Here is a 20496-nt window from a genome sequence, read left to right on the forward strand (position 1 = left end):
AATAGCCTTAGAACCACACAATCGAAAGCCACGTCAGAATCTGTTTGATTATTCAAAACCTGTAGAGAGCCAAGAACGTTCATATTCGACAACCAACACCAAGGCTCTGCGCGGAAAGTCAGATTTCTTACAGACTAGTAAATAAATAGTTGTCGAGAACTGTCAGGTCGAAGAAATGACACTGAATGCATCCAATAGCCCCTTCCGGAATCCGAAAGAGCCATTTACTTGGCCACTGCTTTCAATTAGGGAGGTGGATCTCTAAAAACTGTGCAAAAAGCAAAATTTCGAAATCGCTGTTGACATAGACAGGATGAGACCACCTGTCGGAATACATCAGGTGGTCGAGATGAAAACCGAACCTGGCTGACGAACTAGCGCTCCCTGAGTGCCTCGCCGGCTTGATTGATAGGTTTAACGAGGTAATCAAAAATTGTCTTGGCCCCCGTCTTTATATCTACTGACGCAATCATACCGGGAACAATTGGGAATCTTTTACCCGATTTATTAATTAAGGCTGGCGCGTCAGTGAGTATGGTTACGTGATAATAATATTCATCAGGTTTATTCTCGTCCTGAATCGTGTCAGGAGATATCGTCACCACCTTCCCTTCTAGACCGCCAAAAATTGAGTAATCGTACGCGGTAATTTTTACCTTCGCGCTTTGCCCCGGGTGAATATAGGCAATATCTCTAGGAGAGATCTTCGCCTCAACTAACAGGCGATCGTCCAGGGGTACGATTTCCATCAAATGACCATTCGGGGGTATGACACCTCCAATTGTGGTCACAGCGATGTCCTTGACTATGCCACGGACCGGGGATTTTAGGGTTAGCCGGGTAAGAGAGTCGGACCGACCCTCAATAATAGATCGCAATGCTTCGACTTCGGCGCTGACACTGGAAAGCTCCTCTCGAGCCTGCACCATATATTCTGACTTGGCCTCTTTGATTTTAAGCTCCAGCTCAGATTTTTGGCGGCTCAACCTGAGCACCTCTACATTACTCGCTGCGCCGGATTCCACCAGATCCTTGGTGATTTTCAGTTCACTTTTTACCAGATCAAGCGACTCCTCCAGGCTCTCCAATGCGTCTTTCAATCCGTTCTGCCGAATTGCGTACAGTTTTCTCTCCTTTGCAATCAAACTTTCATATCCGGCTAACTCACGCGGAAAGGCCAGCTTTCCACCACTCACTTCTGCACTTAATCGCGCGGCACTAGCCAAAGCTGCGCGAAACCGTGCTTCACTTTCATTGACATTTGATCGGATCTTCGTCGGGTCAAGCTGCGCGATGACTTGCCCCTGCTCGACAATATCCCCCTCCATCACTTTCAGATCTGCGAGAATTCCTCCCTCAAGCGACTGGATGATCTGTGCGCGAGATGTCGGTACTACCTTTCCACTTCCTCGGGACACTTCGTCGACTTCCGCGAAATACGACCATGTAATAAGGGAAATTAATAGAAGTAAAAAAATCCATACAACTCGAGTGGATTTTGTTAGTCGAGAATCATCAAGGTCGACGTTGAAATGAGCTCCGGCATTCTGAAAATCAGCTTCAAGAATTGCAACGCTACTCGCACTTTTCGATTTATCGTCGATTGCGCCAATAGCAGCAGGAATGATCATTTGATCACTACTTGGGTTCGCGCCAATTTCATTATTCGAACCTTTCGCACTATCTGTTGCCACTAGCTGACTACCTCTCTGCTCCGACTATCGCGTGAAGAAGCTTGCGCCAAACGACTCAAGGCATCTGCTTTTGGTGCATCCAGGACCAGCTCTCCATTCTCCACCACAAGAATTCGCTCGGCGAGCTGAAGTGTGCTGCTCCTATGGGTTGCGATAATCAACGTCCTTCCGACAGCCCACTTTTGCAGTTTGGCGATAAAGCGTTTTTCAGTCATGTCATCGAGTGATGCAGTAGGCTCGTCCAGCAAAACTATGCTCGGGTCGCGAATGAACAGCCTGGCCAGAAGCAGGGATTGCCGCTGCCCACCTGACATACCTAATCCCCCCTCTAAAACCATGTGATCCAATCCCTTCGAGAGTTTCCGAACAAACTCCAAGGCCCCAGACATATCCAGTGCCGCCACTATCTCGCGATCAGTCGCACCCGGTGCACCGAGAGTGATATTTTCTCGAAGCGTACCGTGGAACAAGCTCGAGTTTTGTGTGAGAAGGCCAATATCTCTCCGTGTATCCGCCGGATCAATATGGGACAGACTTACATTATCAAGTGTTATCTCGCCTTGGCTTGTCTCGAGAATTCCAGACAAGCCCTGCAGCAAGGTTGACTTTCCGGCTCCATTACGCCCAAGAATCGCAATTTTCTCTCCCGACCGAATATTCAGTTTCGATACGGTGAGTGCAGGCAAAGCGCAATCTGCACTGTATTTAAACACTGCCTGATTCAAGGAGTAGTTGCCAGAGATGCTAGGAATATGTACTCGCTTACTCCCTTGTGGATGATCCACAGGTAGTTGCATGATCTGATCCAGGCCTTTCAAGGCGTACTTCGCTTGCTGCCAGCGGCTCAAGACTTGTGTAATCTGTGACATTGGTGCCATCATTCTCGAGCCCAGTATTGAAGCGGCGACTAATGATCCCGTTGTCAGATCTCCAGCCATTACCATTGGGGCACCAATCAAGACCACGACGGCGAAGACCGAAGTTTGAATGTTTTGGGTCCAGGTTGTCAGCCTGCCAATCAGATTGCGCAGTTTGAGGCTAGCCTCAGATGTCACCGCGTTATAGTGATTCCACTGTTGCTGAAAACGCTGCTCCGCCTGTAACGCCTTGATGTCCTCCATACCCTGGATGGTTTCTACCAACATTGCATTCCGCAGAGCAGCCTCCCGGTTTGCCTCTGCGACGAGGTTCGACAGCCTTTTCTGCGCGAGTAACCCAGGCACAACAAGAAGCACCAGCGCACCTAAAGGCACCAACGCAAGCGGGCCAGCCACATACCACATAACAAACAAGAAGAGAAAAAAGAATGGGAAGTCCGCAAGCGCGAGAATAGTCGTTGAAGTGACCATTTCCCGGACTCGCTCCAACTCTTTGATCTGCGAAATAAACACACCTGTTGATTTCGGCTTCGCGCTATTTCGTAACCGGACTGCATGACCATAAACAAGATCAGAGACTCGAATATCCGCCCGTTTTCCCAGAAGATCTGTGATCTTTATACGCGTTACTTGCAGAATAAAACTAAAAAGAATTGCAATTAACACACCAACAAAGAGTACGTACAACGTGGGCATGGATTCCGCCGGTATAACACGATCATATACCTGCTTAGAGAAAAGGATTCCTGCGAGAGCGAGAATATTAGCCGCTGTAGTCGCAATAACCACATGTCCATACGGTTTCACATCTCGCAATATGATAGAGCGGAACCAGTGTTTCTCGGGCGGCTTTATGTAGTCATCAACACGAACATCTGAGACGTTGCTAGACGGCCTCATGACTACGACAGATGTCACTTCCCGGGTCAATACACTAGATTTGACGGATGTTGTGGCACCGTCATCACCACTCAGTGATAACGCTACTTTTCCCTTCCCATCGATAGTCTGGATGACTCCAACCTGTCCACCTTTCAGCTGAACTACCAGGGGCAGACGCCAAGGAGACAACATATTTTCATTGAATGTAGTAAACCGAGCAACCAGGCCAGCCTGTCTCGCCATACTCCGAATAACGCTTTCAGTCGTCCCCTTACCACTCCAATCACCGGCAATACGGACATTTTCAGCCGAGAAATCCAACCGGTAATATTTCGCAACGGAAAGTACGGCAGCGAGCCAAGGGGCGTAATCTGCGCGCAATTGATCGGAACTATTCATACTACTTATATCCACCCTTGAAATCTGTGATTCCACTGCAAGCTCGAGAAAAACGCATGGTCACGGCAGAATCTCAATGCCTTGGATCTGACGGCCATCAAGATTGAAGGCACTGCGAATCTGCCCTACGGTGTAGAGGCAATCAACTTGCAAGCTATACAGATCGTATTGTGTATTGTTTTTCTCAATACGAGCTTGCTGTACCTCTTCTTCCGAATTGAGCAATTCCACCAGAGTACGCGTCCCCAATGCCGAGTACTGCTTACGGTACAAATCTCTGGTTTCCTCAATTGCATGTAGGCGGGTATCGAGGATATTCAGACTACGTTCCAGACCGATGCTTTGGCTCTGCGCGATACGCAGATCTCTCGCAACTGCCAGCCGAGCATTGTCTTTTGCAGCCTCAGCAGAACGCATAGCAAAATTTGCAGCATCGCGATTTGCATACAACCTTCCCCCTTGGTAAATCGGCATAGATAGATTCAGAAATATCGCACTTTCATGATCATTAAGCGCATTGACGTCGACATACTCCTGGTCCAGATAGCTATTTACGCTTCCGTCCAGCGATAGTGTCGGCCAGGATTGGGCACGAGCCTCCTTCAATTGCGCTACCGCTTCCGCACGTTCTGCTTCTGCGATCAGCACTGCGGGAGCGGTGTTCGCTTGAAGAGGATCAACTGAGCAACCGCTAACAATAGACTGGGGAACTCCGTTATTTAGTACTATTGACTGCTCGACCCCCATTAGATTTTGCAAAACACTGCGCCAGCGATTGAGCTGAGCAATGGTCTGCTGTCGATTAGCGCGAGCCGATTCAATCCGCGCTTGAGCTTGCAGTACATCTGAGCGTGAACTTGCTCCACGCTGGTTTCGCATGATCACGAGATTCGAAATTGCGGAAACACCTTCTACTTGAGCATCTGCGGAGTCCACCAGCGACTGGTATCGCAGCACCTCAATCGCTGCCTGCGCTGTATCGCGAGCAATCGTGTCAATCTGTTGAAGTACACGTGCCTGGGATGCCCGGGCTCCAGCCGTTGCGGTGTCGACACTACCCGCTATCTTTCCAAAATCGTACAGAACTTGCGAAACATAGAGTTGGACTGCGTGCCCATCACCATTCCCTTCGTTTTCTGTTTCGTATCCACCTACAACACCAACGCTGACTTGTGGAAAATAGCCGGCTCGCGCGGCGCGAATATTTTCCTGCTGCCGCTGCAGTTCACCGACAGATTGCCCAACCGCCGGATGCCATCCAACCGCTTGCTGAACAGCATTTGTCATGCTGATTTGAAAAGCGCCGGTACTCGACGTGGTTACCGGATTCAGGGGCTGAGCGGAGAACAGCGGGTTAACTGCCACCTCACTTTGTAACCGGCTCGGGCTGATGGATTCGATCTCAATCTCCCGGGAAGTATCGGCAAGTAAGGGAGTGGCGCCCGTAAATACACCGATTACGAGTAGCAGAAGAAGAAATCTGGACTGGCGGGCATTACGACGCTCAGCCATCCTTAGCTCGCGGGAATCGTATCGCTGGCTCACATTTATTCACTTTTTTGTGCCGCAACTCAATCGCATCCTGGCGATTCGGTGACCTTTTGGCCCTGTGCGGGAATTTATTTCTATTGCCGCATAAAGTTTAGCTCAATAAAAAAGCACCGGGTTTTTAGCCCGGTGCTTGTGGCGCCCAAGTTATCGGGCAAATGCTGAAATCATGTTTAGAGCTCGTATGTACCGCCCTGCTGCCAGATGTCCTGTGTTGGATCATCGAAATTGGATACCGCGACTTCAGAGCCAATTGCAAGAGAGAGCTGTTGAGAGATCGCATCTCCAAGTAGATCATTCATACCGGTACCCGGTAAGTGATCGCCAAGGATATAATCGCTCAAAAGATCTTCCAGAGTTGGCGTCGGAACAGCATCACCGGAGCCGGGTGACGCCGGGCAGCCACAATCGTCATCTTTATTACCGAGCATTAACTCCAGGGTATATTCCAGGATATGTTCAATCTGGGACTCGATCAGCGCTTCCAGGGCTTCCACATCGAGAGCATCGTGACCATTGTTCCCGAGCTCGCTATCTAGACTCTCTTCTAGTGCCATGGTCATAGGTGAATCAGCACCCGCGAGGCTCTGCATGTCCTGATCATCACACAGATCACCCACATCGATGGTATCCGCGACACCGGGACCGCCGACATTTCCGGACATATTGACCGGCCAGCCAGCCGTAGTGACCTCATTACCATCGGGGTCGTAATGGTTATTACCCGCCTTGATGATGTAAGGATCCAGAAGGCCATCGGTATCTACCGGTGAGCCGTACTCATCCTCGATGCAGTCATACAGTGTTTCCGGATAAGATGGGTCCTTTATTTCCGCAAATTCACCTTCAAACCCCTCAACCTTGATAATTCGGCCGTCTTCGAGACGGAATGCCACGTAAGAGATCGCATTATCTAGATCACTATCTGAGTCGGCATCTGCATCGGCATCTGCGTCGGCATCTGCGTCGGCATCTGCGTCGGCATCTGCGTCGGCATCTGCGTCGGCATCTGCGTCGGCATCTGCGTCTGCGTCTGCGTCTGCGTCTGCGTCTGCGTCTGCGTCTGCGTCTGCGTCTGCGTCTGCGTCTGCGTCTGCGTCTGCGTCTGCGTCTGCGTCCCCATCGTCATCAGGCGGCATTTTGCAGTCTTTCTCGATATCGATGTCAATATCAACGTCAAGGTTGATCTCGCAATCTTTACCACAATGATCCGGATCGGGATTTTTAACTTTCTCGAAATCGATATCGATATCTATTTCTATATCGTATCCGTGCAACGCGAGATCGTATTCAAAATGCCAGTCACTTTCATCGTCAGCGTCGGCATCAGCGTCTGCATCGGTATCCGCATCAGCATCGGCGTCCGTGTCATCTGATTTGCAGTCGATATCAATGTCTACGTCAACATCAACATTTATTTCACAGCCATGATGGCAAGGCTTATCACAGTCGGCATCTGAATCGGCGTCGGCATCGGCATCTGCATCTGCATCGGCGTCTGCGTCCGCATCGGCATCCGCATCGGCATCCGCGTCCGCATCCGCATCCGCATCGGCATCCGCGTCGGCGTCGGCGTCGGCGTCCGCATCGGTATCGGCGTCTGCATCGGCGTCTGCATCGGCGTCTGCGTCTGCATCGGCGTCAGCGTCCGCATCCGCATCGGCGTCTGCATCAGCGTCAGCATCGGCGTCGGCGTCCGCATCGGCGTCTGCATCGGCGTCGGCATCAGCATCAGCATCAGCATCGGCATCGGCATCGGCATCGGCATCGGCATCGGCATCGGCGTCAGCATCGGCATCGGCGTCAGCATCGGCATCAGCGTCGGCATCGGCATCGGCATCGGCATCGGCATCGGTATCGGCATCGGCATCGGCATCGGCATCGGCGTCAGCATCGGCGTCGGCATCCGCATCCGCATCCGCATCCGCATCGGCATCCGCATCGGCATCCGCATCGGCATCCGCATCCGAGTCCGCGTCCGCGTCCGCGTCCGCATCAGCGTCTGCATCCGCGTCGGAATCCGCATCGGCATCGCCATCCGGTGGTGGTGGCGGCGGGGGCTCGTTTGTTCGAGGATCGATTACCGGAGGTTCTTCGGCGGGGGGAGGTGCGGGTGGCGGTGGGGGGGCGGAAAATGGCGTAGGTCTTAAAAATGGTTCAAATGTTCCACGCTCATTGTCGTCATCATCGTCATCGACTGCATGGGCGATTGCCGCGATTCCCAGCGCCGCGAGCCCCGCCCAGACCCAGGGGCAAACCACATCTCCCGTAGGCGGAACGACGCCAGCAAGGTCCGAGCTGGTACTGACCTGAGCCATGGAAAAGATGGAGCCATCCACGCCCCTCTGCGCAAGCAGCACGGCGCCTGAATCCGGGTCTTCCAGGAACAGATCACTTTGAATATCTGCTACATCTGCGAGATAGAAATTCTCGATCGTAACGACTTCACCAGAAGCGAGCTGAATAATCAGATCATCTCCTGCCCTTGAAAACGCACGCACTTCGCTCTGCGCTAACTGAAGTTTTACGAACCCTGGTGCATCTAAAACCACGTGGGTGGAATCGAATGAACTCAAGGCGCCGCTAGACTTATCGACTACCTGGGTTTGCATCCTGCATACCTTTTCTTTCCATCACTTTCTGATGGACCCCAAAGAATCTGATGACTGCCACACCTCCGGGGCGATCACCACCTGCACAATCTGTGTAATTTTTAATCACACATACTTTGGTATGGATGAGTTATTCAGATTTTTCAAGTTAACGGCGTTCGTTTAAAAAAATGAATATATGCGAAGAAAGATATATTTGCGCCAATAGCTAAATTTATCCGCTACATAATCTGAAGTTGGTCACAATTTGAGCGGAACCGATTTTCAGCATCACCATATACAGCGCCAACAAACAAGGTCTCACGCCAAACAAAGACCTCTGGCGTGGCGATGCCTCAACCGGGATCACCAGGCGGTGATCGGAAAGACTGCCGTCCGAAATAACGACGAATGAAGTGGCGGCCCTCCGCAAGGAAGGCCGCGATGCAGGTGAATGTTGAGATCGGTGTCAGACAGCAGATTGAACCGGAGTGGGCTTTTCAGATTCAACCCCAGGACTTTTACCCACTTTCTCCTCGATCGGGGATTCGATCACCGATGATACAGCGAGTCTTCCGGCGTAAACGTACAAAAGCATTACCAAAAGACACAAGAGAAATGTCCCCAGAAACAAGACCTGCCCCCCCAGAAATTGGATTGTAAATCCACCTACCAGGGGGGCGCTGGACCAACCGAACGCATACAGACTGGTTGCGCCAAAGTAGCTACCGCGAAGATTTGCGGGCGCCATTCGGTCTATCTGGACACTCATATTTGGAAACAAAATTGCCTCTGCAATGCTGATCAGAAATGTTGCTCCCAACCAACCGTAAAACCACTGAACGGGATTGAATGCAAACCAGAGCTGACCAAACGCCAGTACAACCAGCCCTATCAAGATACGTTGATTGACGGCCAGATGACGCATGAAGCGCAGCAAAGGAAACTGCAGAAATACGATGGTCGATGCATTGATCAGGATCATACTTGAAATAAGAGATACAACCCTGGGGGCATCACTCACCGTCAGGTACTGTATCAGGCTTGAATCCATGTGCGCGTATATGAAAAGCGCGAGAATATTCGCCGAAATCGTTACCAAAAATATTGTGTCTTGAGAAAGTACACGCAAAGTGCTCGCGAAGCTCGTCGCAGGACCCTCGTTGTTTCGATTCTCGGATGCCGGCCGTAAAACGACAAACGCCCACAAAAAAGCGATAAACAGACCTAGGTAGCTCACCGCAGTTACGCCGAATGTTGTCTGTTGAGCACTTATACCAACCCATACACCAATCATCGGCCCCAGGGCACTACCCACATTAATCAGAAAATAGCGAAATTGAAGTGCGAGCTCGCGTACGCTTTTATCTGGTATCAAGTCACCAAACATTGCCATCGCCGGTGGCTCCCATACTGACCGCCCAATCGCACTTAAGGTAATCGCCACCGCGAACTCCGACAGGCTATCGGCTACGGCGAGACAACAGAAGGCAAAAACATTAATCAGCGTACCTGCCAACAGCAGGAACTTTCGGCCAAATCGATCGGACAGCGCACCGGTATAGAATCCCAGAACAGCGGCACACATCGCTGAAATACTGAGTACTGCCCCAATAGTGCCGGGAGTCAGAGAAAATTTTTCGTGCAGCATCACCGCAAGGAAAGGCCACACCATAAAATAGGTACCGCGGCCAAAAAAGCTGCCGATCAGAACGACCCAAATCAAAGGCGGTAAGCCATAAAGTGATTGCCACCACTGCCTGTCCATGCCGTTATCTCCCAAATTTGCGGCAAAAAAAAACCCGGAGGCCAAGACGCTCCGGGTTTTCTGGGGAGGGTCTTGGGAAAACCCTCCAGCACAATTCAATTTGACTGTCAGGTTAACAAATAGCGGGTCTTACGCACTTGGTGTACTTTACACACAATCGCAGAACCAACATGCGCCATTGCGGAATATTCAGTTCCCGAAGACTTGGTGCATAGCAGAGTACATAGAGACACACCGGACAAAGCGTCCGATACGTAGTCGGCCAGGGCATGTTGCACACTAGACACAGCAGTACCTACGGTCATCTTTTGATTCCGTAAGCACGTAGAGACGGCGCCTAAAAGTTTATTCAACATGAAAAATGCTCTGGTTAGGGGGGATGGCCGATTTGTCTGTGTACCTGCATTTTAGTATGAGCAGGACAGTAACCTTTTAATCATATCTCAACAGCGGGTCGATGCAACCGTATTCGTCAATTAATGCCCGGAAACATTTTCTTAATAGACGGCGCCCGAATCTGCAGGAATGTGACAGCTTCTATACTGACAGAGGCTCTGCCCAGCGCATCCCCTAAGCGGTTGCTGAACCACGACAAACACGCAGGACTGGATACCGATGCAAACCCCACCGAATGATACGCTGCTGATCGATGCCCCCTGTGGAGCAGTCAAAGGGAAACTGGAACCACAACACTCGGTGATGCAGTTTTTGGGGATTCCTTACGCTAAGCCACCAGTGGGAGAGCTTCGGTGGCGAGCGCCTCACCCCTTATCCCCCTGGGAAGGGGTACTGGAGGCCACCCGTTACGGAATGCCCGCCCCGCAAAATCCGTCATCCTTGTTCGAAATTCGTGGGCCCAACGGTGAGCAGCCGGATTCAGAGGATTGCCTCTACCTGAATGTCTATGCCCCCCTGAATCCCCAACAAGAAAAGCTACCAGTCATGGTCTGGATTCATGGTGGCTCCTTTTATCTGGGCTCCGGTAATCAGGCACTCTATGATGGCAAGTACTTGGCGGCGAGCGGTCGCGCCATAGTGGTGACCTTGAATTATCGCCTGGGCGCATTCGGTTTTTTACGTTTGTGTGACATCAGTGAAATACCCGCTACCGGAAATGAGGGGCTAATGGATCAGCTGGCTGCGCTCCTGTGGGTACAGAAAAATATCGCCGCATTCGGGGGAAACCCAGGAAACATCACATTGTTTGGCGAATCAGCGGGTGCAATGAGCATTGCTTCGCTATTTTCTGCCTGCCCGCAGCAACCGGAGCCTATCTGTGGAAAGCTTTTCCACAAGGCAATTGTGCAGAGCGGCAACCCCGGGGTTTACCATCCTCCGACGGCCGCGAACGAACTGGCAGAGTCTTTTCTGGAAACACTACAGATCGATACGCACACACCCATTCATCAAGTCACAGTGCAACAGCTTTTGAAAGCACAGGCTACCTTGCTGGACGACCCTGCGACCGACAAACAATGGGGCCACCTACCATTTAAGCCAGTACAAGATGGAAACTTCCTACACAAAGCTCCCGTCGATGCGCTGAAAAATCCCGCCGCAGCCAATGTTGCGATGATGGTCGGAAGTAACAGCGATGAGTGGAACCTCTTCAGCGCGGCCAGGCCGGAGAGCTACACCCTTGATGACCAGCAAATTCGCACACATCTGCAACACATCATCCCTGCGCCACTGATAGCCCCATTGCTCGAACACTACCGCGGCCGCGCGGAGTCTATGGCGGAAAATCCGTGGCCCTTATGGAGTCGCGCCTGGAATCTGATGTTGACCGACATGGTATTCACTGTTCCCGGGCTTCGGCTTTTAAGTGCGCATCAAGGCAAGCGCTATCATTATCACTTCACCCATCCACTCAGCGCTCAGCCCCTGTTGGGCGCCTGCCATGCCGCTGAATTGGGATACGTGTTTGGCACCCATAGCGCAGAAGAACTGGCTCATTTTTATGGCGGTGAAACCGAACCACATATCCTTAGTGCATCAATGCGTGATGCCTGGCTGAGATTTGCCGAGACCGGCGAGCCAGGCGATCACTGGCCCGGGTATGAATCGGGGCACAGCCAACAGTTTGGGGATCAGTCCGATAGAGCTCTCAACCCCGCCGCATTAGAGTCTCTGTGGGCAGACCTGGACGACCAGCAATTACGCGGTTTCCTATAAAATACGTAGAATCAGTGCTCCAGATTCTAATGAAGCGTCCGACAATGCATAACATCGTACTGATCCGCCACGGGGAAGCCGCTAAGTCACCGACGGAAAGCGACCCGGACCTAACCGAGCAGGGGCGCCGGCAGGCCACGGAATTAGCGAAAGACCTGCAGCGGCAGTATCCCCATGGCGCCGGAGTCCGGCTAATCAGCAGTCCCAAAGCACGCGCACTGCAAACCGCAAGGCCGGTATCCAACCTTTGGAAAAAATCAATCTTGAGATCTGATGATTTCATCGAGATCCCATCACCGGAGAACATCCCCTTGGCCCAACGCGGGGCATGGATTCAAGAGTTTCTGAACAGCAGCTGGGAAAGCATGACCTCAGAGCAGGTTTTATGGCGTAGGCGCATATTGCAGGCCCTGATAAAGCAGGAGACCGATCAGGGGGTCCATACCACTCTGATATTCTGCCATTTTATGGTGATTAATACCGTGGTAGCAGCGATCCGCGGAGATCACCGAGTCACCCAGTTTCTTGCAGACTACACCTCGCAAACCCACTTGAGCCTGAAGTCAGGCAGCGGCAGGCTCAATATCGTCAGGCTGGGGCAGGAACGCGCCTCCAGGAACCAGATCCAGTAGCCGCTCTCTGCCCACCGTGTCAGTCCGCAAGGCTCTTACTCACTACTTCGTAGAGATCTCTGGAAAGCTCCCCGCTATCGTGCACCTGCTTCAACGCCGTTTGAATCTGTACAGATTCATCCGCACGATATTTTCGCCAGCGAGTCAGCGGGACTACTATCCGCGCCGCCACTTGTGGGTTCAGCTTATCCAGCGCGATAACCTGCTCGGCAAGAAATCCGTACCCACTACCATCTTCAGCGTGGAACTGAGTGAAATTTCGCATAGCAAAACCACCAATCACCGCCCTTACCTTGTTCGGATTCTTGACTTCAAAAGCACTGTGCTGCATGAGAGTGCGCACCCTGGCCAAGGTGCCGAACGTTGGACTACTACTCTGCAGACCAAACCAAGTCTCCACGACCTGTGTATCGTGCTGCCATTTTTCATAGAACGCATCCAGATGAGCCTGGGCCTGCTCCGCGGGACCAAATTCAATCAAGGCTGCCAGTGCCGCAGCGCTATCGGTCATGTTGTCGTCACGGGCCAACTGTGACTCCGCCAGAGCCAGTGTTTCTTTCTCACCCGTAGCGCACAGATAATACAAGCACGTATTTTTCAGGCTACGCTCGGCAATATCATCGGCCGTAGGGCGATAGGGCTTTGAGGAATCAAGTGCTTCATAACGTTTTAGCAGCTTCGCTTTTAATGCGTTAGCCAGCGCATCTCGTAAAAACTTACGTACAGCGATGATCCCCTGGGCGTCAATTTCCTCCCCGTGCTCCGCCAGTTCCTGGGCACTGGGTAGCGTCAGCATTTTTGCGATCAATGCAGGGTCCAGCTGTGCATTTTCCAAAACCGCCGAAAGCCCTTTCACCAACGCTTTCGGCACCACCAACTCGCTCCCGCTACGGAAGGCACTCTGCAGTTTTGACAGTGCGTTAAATGCAAGCCGCTGCCCCGCGTCCCATCGGTTAAATGGGTCTTTATCGTGCTGCATTAAAAACAGCAACTGTTCCTCGCTGTAGCCGTACCGCAATTTGACCGGCGCCGAGAAACCGCGTAACAGTGAGGGCAATGGTTGTTCAGGAATATTCCGGAAGATAAATTCCTGGCTGGATTCGGTGAGGTGTAAAACTCGCTCTACATCTCCCGACTCATCCAGAGCAAGTTCACTGCCATCCCTACCGAGCAGGCCTATGGTTACAGGAATGTGCAGGGGTAACTTGTTTGACTGACCTGGTGTATTCGGGGTGTGCTGACGAATGGTCAGGCGATACTCCCTGGTTTCAGCATTGTACGAGTCATCCACATCCAGTACCGGAGTACCGGCCTGACTGTACCAACGACGGAATTGTTTCAGATCCACGCCGTTGGCGTCCTCCATTGCCACAATGAAGTCTTCACAAGTAACTGCCTGACCGTCATGGCGCTCGAAATACAGATCACTACCACGGCGAAAGCCCTCAGCACCAAGAATGGTGTGAATCATTCTCACTACCTCTGCGCCTTTTTCATAGACGGTGAGGGTATAAAAGTTTGAAATTTCCATATAGGAATCGGGACGGACAGGGTGAGCCATGGGGCCGGCGTCTTCGGCAAACTGCGCGGTCCGTAAAAGAGTGACATCCTCAATGCGTTTAACTGCGCGAGAGTTCATATCTGCAGAAAACTCCGCATCGCGGAATACAGTGAACCCCTCCTTCAGGCTTAACTGAAACCAGTCGCGGCAGGTGACCCGGTTGCCCGACCAGTTGTGGAAATATTCGTGGGCGACAATTGCTTCAATACGCTGAAATGCCGCATCTGTGGCGGTCTCCGGGCTTGCCAACACACAGGCGGAATTGAAAATATTCAACCCTTTGTTTTCCATCGCGCCCATATTGAAGTGGTCTACAGCCACGATCATGAAAATATCCAGATCGTATTCCCGGCCATACACTTCTTCATCCCATTTCATGGAGCGCTTGAGTGAGATCATTGCATGTTCGCACTTGCCAATATTTTTTGGCTCCGTGTACAGTCGCAAGGTGACCTTACGTCCACTGCAGGTAGTGAAATGATCCTCTACAAGCTGTAAATCGCCTGCGACCAGAGCAAACAGATAGGAAGGTTTGGCGAAAGGATCTTCCCAGGTCACGATCAGACGGCCATCTGCAGTGGTTCCACTGTCTATTTTATTGCCGTTAGACAATAGTACGGGGTACGTCGCAGGGGCAACGATGGTCGTGGTGAACACACTCATCACGTCCGGGCGGTCTGGGTAGAAAGTAATTTTGCGAAAGCCCTCGGCTTCGCACTGAGTACAGTACATGCCATTAGACAGATACAGTCCTTCCAGAGACGTATTGGTTTCCGGTGCTATCCGCGTCTGAACTTCCAGCTCGAACTCCGCCTTATCGATACTCAATAAGAGACCGCCAGGCTTTTCTGTGTACCGTTGGGCAGGAAGCAGCTCACCATCTATCGCAATCGACAATAGCTCCAGATCTACGCCATCCAACCAAAGTGGCGGTAGTGAACCATTGATATCAGCCTCCGGATTGCGCCGCACATAAAGGCGCGATTTGACCAGGGTAGCGTGCGGGTCCAGATCGAAGGTGAGTTCTGTTCGATCCACCAGATAGTTGGGCACCTGATAGTCTTTCAGGTATATGGTGCGTGGCTGTGTTTCTTTCATTCCAAACAATCTCTTGTAAAACCTGGGGGCGAGACTGCAGTGCTTTCGCTCGTCGACGCCCGACTTCCATCTATTCAGTCTACTGAGTCAACCGACCTCAATAACCAGCTGCATGCCCGTCTTTACGGCTTTCCGATGCGCCATGATATACATCATTGTCAGCCTTCAGAATGCCTTGGTACCCTCCGTAGGGGCCGCTCTCGAAGCGAATTCTATGCCCCATTTGCACCAGTTTTCGTCGGGTTTCCATGGGAAAGCCGTCCTCTAGGCTGATATAGCCGCCATCTTCCATCAACTCATCCGTGGGTTGGCTGGAACCGCTATGCAGAATGCGCGGTGCATCGCCGGCCTCTTGAACATTCAAACCAAAGTCCACCATATTTATGACAATCTGCGCGTGCATCTGCGGTTGTGTAGCGCCCCCCATTACTCCGAAACTCAACCAGGGCTTACCGTCTTTGGTGACAAACGCTGGGATAATCGTATGGAAAGGGCGCTTTCCGGGCTCGTACTGGTTGAAATGTCCCTCTTTCAGGCTGAACATCTCACCTCGATCCTGCAATATAAAGCCGAGTTTACCGGGGGTCATTCCTGAGCCCATTCCTCGATAATTACTTTGGATCAGGGAAACCATATTTCCATCTTTATCGGCGGTAGTGAGATAAATCGTATCTCCATGGCGCAGCGCCACATTACCTGCATCATAGCGTTTAGCAGCCTTATCCGGATTGATCAGTTTACGGCGCTCGTCTGCATAAGACTTAGAAATCAGTTGTTTGACTGGTAGCTGATTGAAAGCGGGGTCTGCGTAATATTTTGCGCGGTCTTCGAATGCCAGTTTCTTCGCTTCCACAAACAGGTGGACATACTCTGGACTGGTACGCCCCAACTTCTTCAGGTCATAGGCTTCCAGGATATTCAGTATCTGCAAAGCGGCTATCCCCTGCCCGTTGGGCGGCAGCTCCCACACATCGTAACCGCGATAGTTGGTGGACACCGGTTCGATCCAATCGGAGGTGTGGCTGGCAAGATCCTCATAGGAAAGGAATCCGCCATTTTGCTTCATGTAACGATCAATCTCCTGCGCGATTTCGCCTTTGTAAAACGCGTCACGACCACCTTCGGAAATTCTCTGTAATGTCTTGGCAAGGCGAGGATTACGGAATAGATCGCCCTCGGTGGGCGCTTTACCACCGGGCATAAAGGTATCGCGGAAACCTGGAAACTTCTCAAGAATGGGCACAGAGCGGTTCCAGTAATAAGCAACCAGCTGGGTCACCGGAAACCCGTCGTTCGCGTATTGAATCGCGGGGGCTAGCAGCTTTTCTATCGGCAATTGGCCAAATTTCGAATGCAATTCAAACCACCCATCAACCGCACCGGGGACGGAGACGGGCAATGGCCCATGAGAGGGGATCTTATCCAGGTTATTGTCGGCAAAATAGTCAAAAGTCAGAGATTTCGGCGAGCGACCACTGGCGTTCAGACCGTATAGCTTCTTGTCTTTTGCGCTCCAGACAATCGCGAATAGATCACCGCCAATACCATTTCCTGTAGGCTCCATTAGCCCCTGCACTGCGTTGGCGGCAATCGCTGCGTCTATGGCATTCCCCCCTTGCTTGAGGATATCCAGCGCGACCTGAGTTGCCAGGGGTTGACTCGTCGCCGCCATGCCCTGGGTGGCCAAAACCGGTGAACGGCTGGCGAACCCCTCCCCGTTGACACGGTCATACCCATACACACTGGCAGTGAACAACAGCGATGCCACAAATGCACCCGTGGCACGCAGTGCTCCAGAGCCCGTGTATCGGCGCCGATTCCCCCAGCCATGTCGCCCCCAGCCTGTTAATACTTTGCTGACGCAGCGGGAAATAAAAACTGTCATCTCGAATTTCACAATTACTGCCCCTATCGTTATTCTCAGGGCAAGTCTCTCCGTATTAGACATGCCGGTCAACCGAGGTATTTGTGCGTCTTGCGTCCCGTTTTATCGTCTTTACCGCAATTTCCGCGGTCGTTCTGGCTTTGCTTGGGGCCACTATCTGGGTCACACGTTATATCTGGGTCCCCAAGCTGGTAAACAGCCAACTGAATGGTGTAACTCTGACGGAGCTTCACGGCTTTACCCTGGTCTGGTCCGAGGGGGGAATTCGTGCAGATATTGAGCACCTCAAGCTAACATCAAACGACCAATATTCCATCAGAGTGCAAGACGCCCGCATCACTGACCTGTCCTCGCTGATGGGCGCACTCGTCAAACCAGGTGCCCGTGGGGCGGCTGCAAGATCCCAGCTATCCGCCGCGCAGGTATCCGTTGACACCGCGAACACTTCTCGACGAAGCAGCAAGGGTAGCGATAGAGACAATAATGATAGTTCTGCACCGCGCTCCGGTATTGAGGGTGATACAAGCACGCAACCCACGGACGCTATCGAGGCAATTAACGGCGAAGAGTATGCTCAGCGCTCGATTACCGAGATTCTGAAACACTTACGCGGTTTTCCACTCCACAAGCTCTCACTTCCGGAAATTCACTGGCCAGCTGTACTGGCCGCCCCTTTTGCCCTTTCGATAGAGCAGCCTAGCCCTGGCGAGCTGACCGCAAAGTTGCGCAGTACCCACTGCGACCGGTGCTCACTGGATATCCACGCCCGAAGCGACAACGCATCAATCGTGTTTTCACTGGATATTCGAGAGAACGGACATTCGGTTGCAATGACAAGCACCAGCCTGACGCCGACTAGTGCGAGCGAAAGGTGGCAAGTAACGACCGATCTGAAGGTTGATACTCAACGAATACCAGAGCTCATAAAGAACACGGGTTTTCAAAGTGAGGCCCTGACCGGCTGGCTCCCGCAACCGGATTCAATGAAAGGGAAACTCACTCTTGCGCTAACGGGAGTGCTTCCCGACCACCCCTCCGGCATCGCTGATCTCACCCAGGTGCAAGTATCCGCCCGATCTGATGGACTTGCACTGGACCTACCAAGTGACGTACTGGGCCAATCAGTCAGTATGTTTTTTTCGACCAGTAGTCCGATTAAAGTAAAACTGCACTCTCTTTTTCCGCTATCGGCCGCTTCAATTGACGGAAAAGCCCGACTTCGCACCTCCCTCAACTCCAACCCGGCCGGAACTCTATCTCCCCTGTTCGACGGTACTTTCACTTTCGATACGGTGGAAAGTGTCTCGCGGGTCGGCTTTGCAGGAAACACTCAACTTAGCGAACTCTTTCAGCTCCTGGGTGCAGAAAAATGGCAAGCGGTCGGCAATATACTACCAATTTCACACGCCCAGGGTTCGATCGACATCCTAGGCAGTTTTTACCTGCCAGGAATCAAAACACTGGTGACCCAGACAGATGACATATCGATTGAAAGCTTTATCGCCGAAGTGAAACTGAAAGACAGCGTCACCGTACAGCTTGAATTCCCGGAGAACGCCGATCCGCTGCAGGCAATCCAGTGGGAAAGCGCCTGGGTACAGGCTTCAAGTAAAGGCACCCTGGAGCTTGCCGCCGCCAAGCTGCCGGGGCCACTGGACCTTAAGGCACCAACAATTTCTGTGCGTGCGCAGCAAGCTCGCTTTACCGAGGCTTCTTCCAACCCAGCGAACCTCAACGGTCAGCTGTCCAATATTGAATGTACCCAGCTCCCTCAGTTAAATTGCTCTCTCAGGATGGAAGCCAACCTCCAAGAGCTGACGCTACGCGACGCGCAGGCCAGTGTAACCAGGGCGGATATATCCGTTGAAAAGCTGGCCCTCCGCTCAACTGACGCTCATCCCCTAAAGTTTGCACTCGACACACTTAACCTCACCGCACATAGCTTCAAATCTGATGCACTTACCGTGGAGAATCCAGAACTGTTCGTCCCGAAGGCCAATTGCGAGCTGAGAGACGGACTGACGGTGTGCACAGCCCCACAGGTAGCCGTGAGCCTGTCACCTCTGCAAATTGACGATAATCGCATGCAGGGGGTTGTATTTTTTGATGATCTATCGCTGACTCACCATCGCGACCACCCACATCCCTTCAACGCCGAAACCGGTTTTCGCAGTGAAAACCTGAGTATCCACGCCCTAAATCAGTACCAGAGTGACTTCACAGCTAGTGGGAAGCTGGTGCTTCGCAATGAACTTGTTTCTGGTACCAGCACAATCACCGCAGGCCCATTGGCAATAGAGTCTTCCTGGAGGCACAACCTGAAAGGTGGCACTGGCAGTCTGGAAATTACTGTTCCAAGGAGCGAATTTTCACCAAAGCGCACACTAGCCAGCGCGATAAAGGGGTTACCTGTAGATCTTGTGGAGGGGGCCATCAAGGCCAATGGCGTACTGCATTGGCCCGTATCTGGGAGTGATCACCTCAGTGTTCAATGGTTGAATACCGCACTCCAGTACAACAGTAGCTTTGCCATAGGGATAAACGGCCACATAGCCCTGACCCCGCTGAATACGCAATGGGTCACTGCGGCCCCCTCCCCGGTTTCTATCGATCAGATAGATGCGGGGATCTCCCTACAAAACATAAACTTTCAGTTTTCGCTGGCGGAAAATGGTGATTTGACACTGGGGAATTTCTCCGCGGAATTACTCGAAGGTGCACTTACGTCAAATAGCCTGGTGTGGAATATTCACGGTGAGGAACGACACTCCAACCTTCAGTTCACCGGATTGGCTATCGGGGCACTTGCCCGTGAAATGGAATCCACTCATTTTGCAGCCAGCGGCCTGCTTGATGCGACTATTCCTATCACCACAGACGCACAAGGCATCACCGTCGAGAAAGGCTCTGTACAATCACGCCCACCTGGTGGGCGCCTGCGCTATTATGGCGCTTTTTCACCCTCCATGCTGGGCAGTAACCCGCAGCTCAAGCTCCTCGCAGGGGCGCTGGAAGATTACAATTATCGCGACATTCATGGCACCATTAACTACCCATTGAGCGGTGACCTGAAGCTGAATCTGAAGCTCACAGGGCACAGTAAGGCCATCGACGCCAATCGGGATCTGATTATCAACCTGAACCTGGAAAACAACGTCCCTTCGATGCTTCGGTCACTTCAGGCGAGCCGAGATCTCACCGACGTGCTTGAGCGACAGGTACAATAAATTCTGGGTATTAGACGTATACTGCGCCGGTGTAAGAGCCTGAATGAGCCTGTTCAGGTGCGGTTAATCAGACAGTATCTATAGTGATCATCAACTGCTCCCAGGTGACTCGGTTCGGGCCGATTTGCGCTACAAGAGGCCTGGCAACCCATAACCTG

General features: G+C 52.0%; 10 protein-coding genes. 3 read left to right on the plus strand and 7 right to left on the minus strand.

Annotated elements, in window-relative coordinates; genetic code table 11:
• Nucleotides 1-374 precede the first annotated feature (374 nt).
• The 5 genes from AU11_RS05510 to AU11_RS05530 form a co-directional block, all read right to left on the minus strand.
• Entirely contained in the window at nt 375-1694 is a 1320-nt protein-coding gene (locus tag AU11_RS05510) for an HlyD family type I secretion periplasmic adaptor subunit (protein WP_231491573.1), read from the minus strand.
• Nucleotides 1694-3853 (minus strand): type I secretion system permease/ATPase, encoded by a 2160-nt coding sequence (locus AU11_RS05515; protein WP_043317056.1) that lies wholly within the window; start codon nt 3851-3853, stop codon nt 1694-1696. Before AU11_RS05515 ends, AU11_RS05510 begins: the two co-directional genes overlap by 1 nt.
• A 60-nt stretch (nt 3854-3913) precedes the next feature.
• Nucleotides 3914-5365, minus strand: coding sequence for a TolC family outer membrane protein (locus AU11_RS05520; protein WP_043317058.1), 1452 nt, complete (start codon nt 5363-5365; stop codon nt 3914-3916).
• Between the two features lie 209 nt (nt 5366-5574).
• Nucleotides 5575-8013, minus strand: coding sequence for a BapA prefix-like domain-containing protein (locus AU11_RS18255; RefSeq protein ID WP_156035147.1), 2439 nt, complete (start codon nt 8011-8013; stop codon nt 5575-5577).
• Between the two features lie 448 nt (nt 8014-8461).
• Nucleotides 8462-9760, minus strand: coding sequence for an MFS transporter (locus AU11_RS05530; RefSeq protein ID WP_081848003.1), 1299 nt, complete (start codon nt 9758-9760; stop codon nt 8462-8464).
• A gap of 615 nt (nt 9761-10375) precedes the next feature.
• On the opposite strand from AU11_RS05530, the gene AU11_RS05535 reads away from it, so the two are divergent.
• A complete protein-coding gene (locus tag AU11_RS05535) occupies nt 10376-11935 on the plus strand; it encodes a carboxylesterase/lipase family protein (RefSeq protein WP_081847947.1) in 1560 nt (519 codons plus the stop codon).
• A gap of 44 nt (nt 11936-11979) precedes the next feature.
• Complete coding sequence (locus AU11_RS17700) at nt 11980-12567, plus strand: histidine phosphatase family protein (protein WP_197023771.1); 588 nt, start codon at nt 11980-11982, stop codon at nt 12565-12567.
• A gap of 19 nt (nt 12568-12586) precedes the next feature.
• Here AU11_RS17700 and pepN read toward each other — a convergent pair whose 3' ends face one another.
• Both pepN and ggt read right to left on the minus strand, forming a co-directional pair.
• Nucleotides 12587-15226 carry an aminopeptidase N gene (gene pepN / locus AU11_RS05545; RefSeq protein ID WP_043317062.1) on the minus strand — a complete coding sequence of 880 codons (2640 nt, stop codon included), beginning with the start codon at nt 15224-15226 and terminating at the stop codon, nt 12587-12589.
• A 97-nt stretch (nt 15227-15323) separates the two neighbouring features.
• Entirely contained in the window at nt 15324-17174 is a 1851-nt protein-coding gene (gene ggt, locus AU11_RS05550) for a gamma-glutamyltransferase (protein ID WP_231491725.1), read from the minus strand.
• A 20-nt stretch (nt 17175-17194) separates the two neighbouring features.
• Between ggt and AU11_RS05555 the strand changes: the two genes are divergently transcribed.
• Nucleotides 17195-20338 carry a YdbH domain-containing protein gene (locus AU11_RS05555; protein ID WP_043317064.1) on the plus strand — a complete coding sequence of 1048 codons (3144 nt, stop codon included), beginning with the start codon at nt 17195-17197 and terminating at the stop codon, nt 20336-20338.
• Nucleotides 20339-20496 lie beyond the last annotated feature (158 nt).

The organism is Microbulbifer sp. HZ11 (genome assembly GCF_000708675.1).
In the GTDB taxonomy this organism is placed as follows: Bacteria; Pseudomonadota; Gammaproteobacteria; order Pseudomonadales; family Cellvibrionaceae; genus Microbulbifer.

Excerpts from the sequence above, each read along its gene's own strand:
- AU11_RS05515 (WP_043317056.1), bottom strand. The coding sequence starts at position 3,853 with ATGAATAGTTCCGATCAATTGCGCGCAGATTACGCCCCTTGGCTCGCT.
- AU11_RS05520 (WP_043317058.1), bottom strand. The coding sequence starts at position 5,365 with ATGGCTGAGCGTCGTAATGCCCGCCAGTCCAGATTTCTTCTTCTGCTA.
- AU11_RS18255 (WP_156035147.1), bottom strand. The coding sequence starts at position 8,013 with ATGCAAACCCAGGTAGTCGATAAGTCTAGCGGCGCCTTGAGTTCATTC.
- AU11_RS05530 (WP_081848003.1), bottom strand. The coding sequence starts at position 9,760 with ATGGACAGGCAGTGGTGGCAATCACTTTATGGCTTACCGCCTTTGATT.
- AU11_RS05535 (WP_081847947.1), top strand. The coding sequence starts at position 10,376 with ATGCAAACCCCACCGAATGATACGCTGCTGATCGATGCCCCCTGTGGA.
- AU11_RS17700 (WP_197023771.1), top strand. The coding sequence starts at position 11,980 with ATGCATAACATCGTACTGATCCGCCACGGGGAAGCCGCTAAGTCACCG.
- pepN (WP_043317062.1), bottom strand. The coding sequence starts at position 15,226 with ATGAAAGAAACACAGCCACGCACCATATACCTGAAAGACTATCAGGTG.
- ggt (WP_231491725.1), bottom strand. The coding sequence starts at position 17,174 with ATGTCTAATACGGAGAGACTTGCCCTGAGAATAACGATAGGGGCAGTA.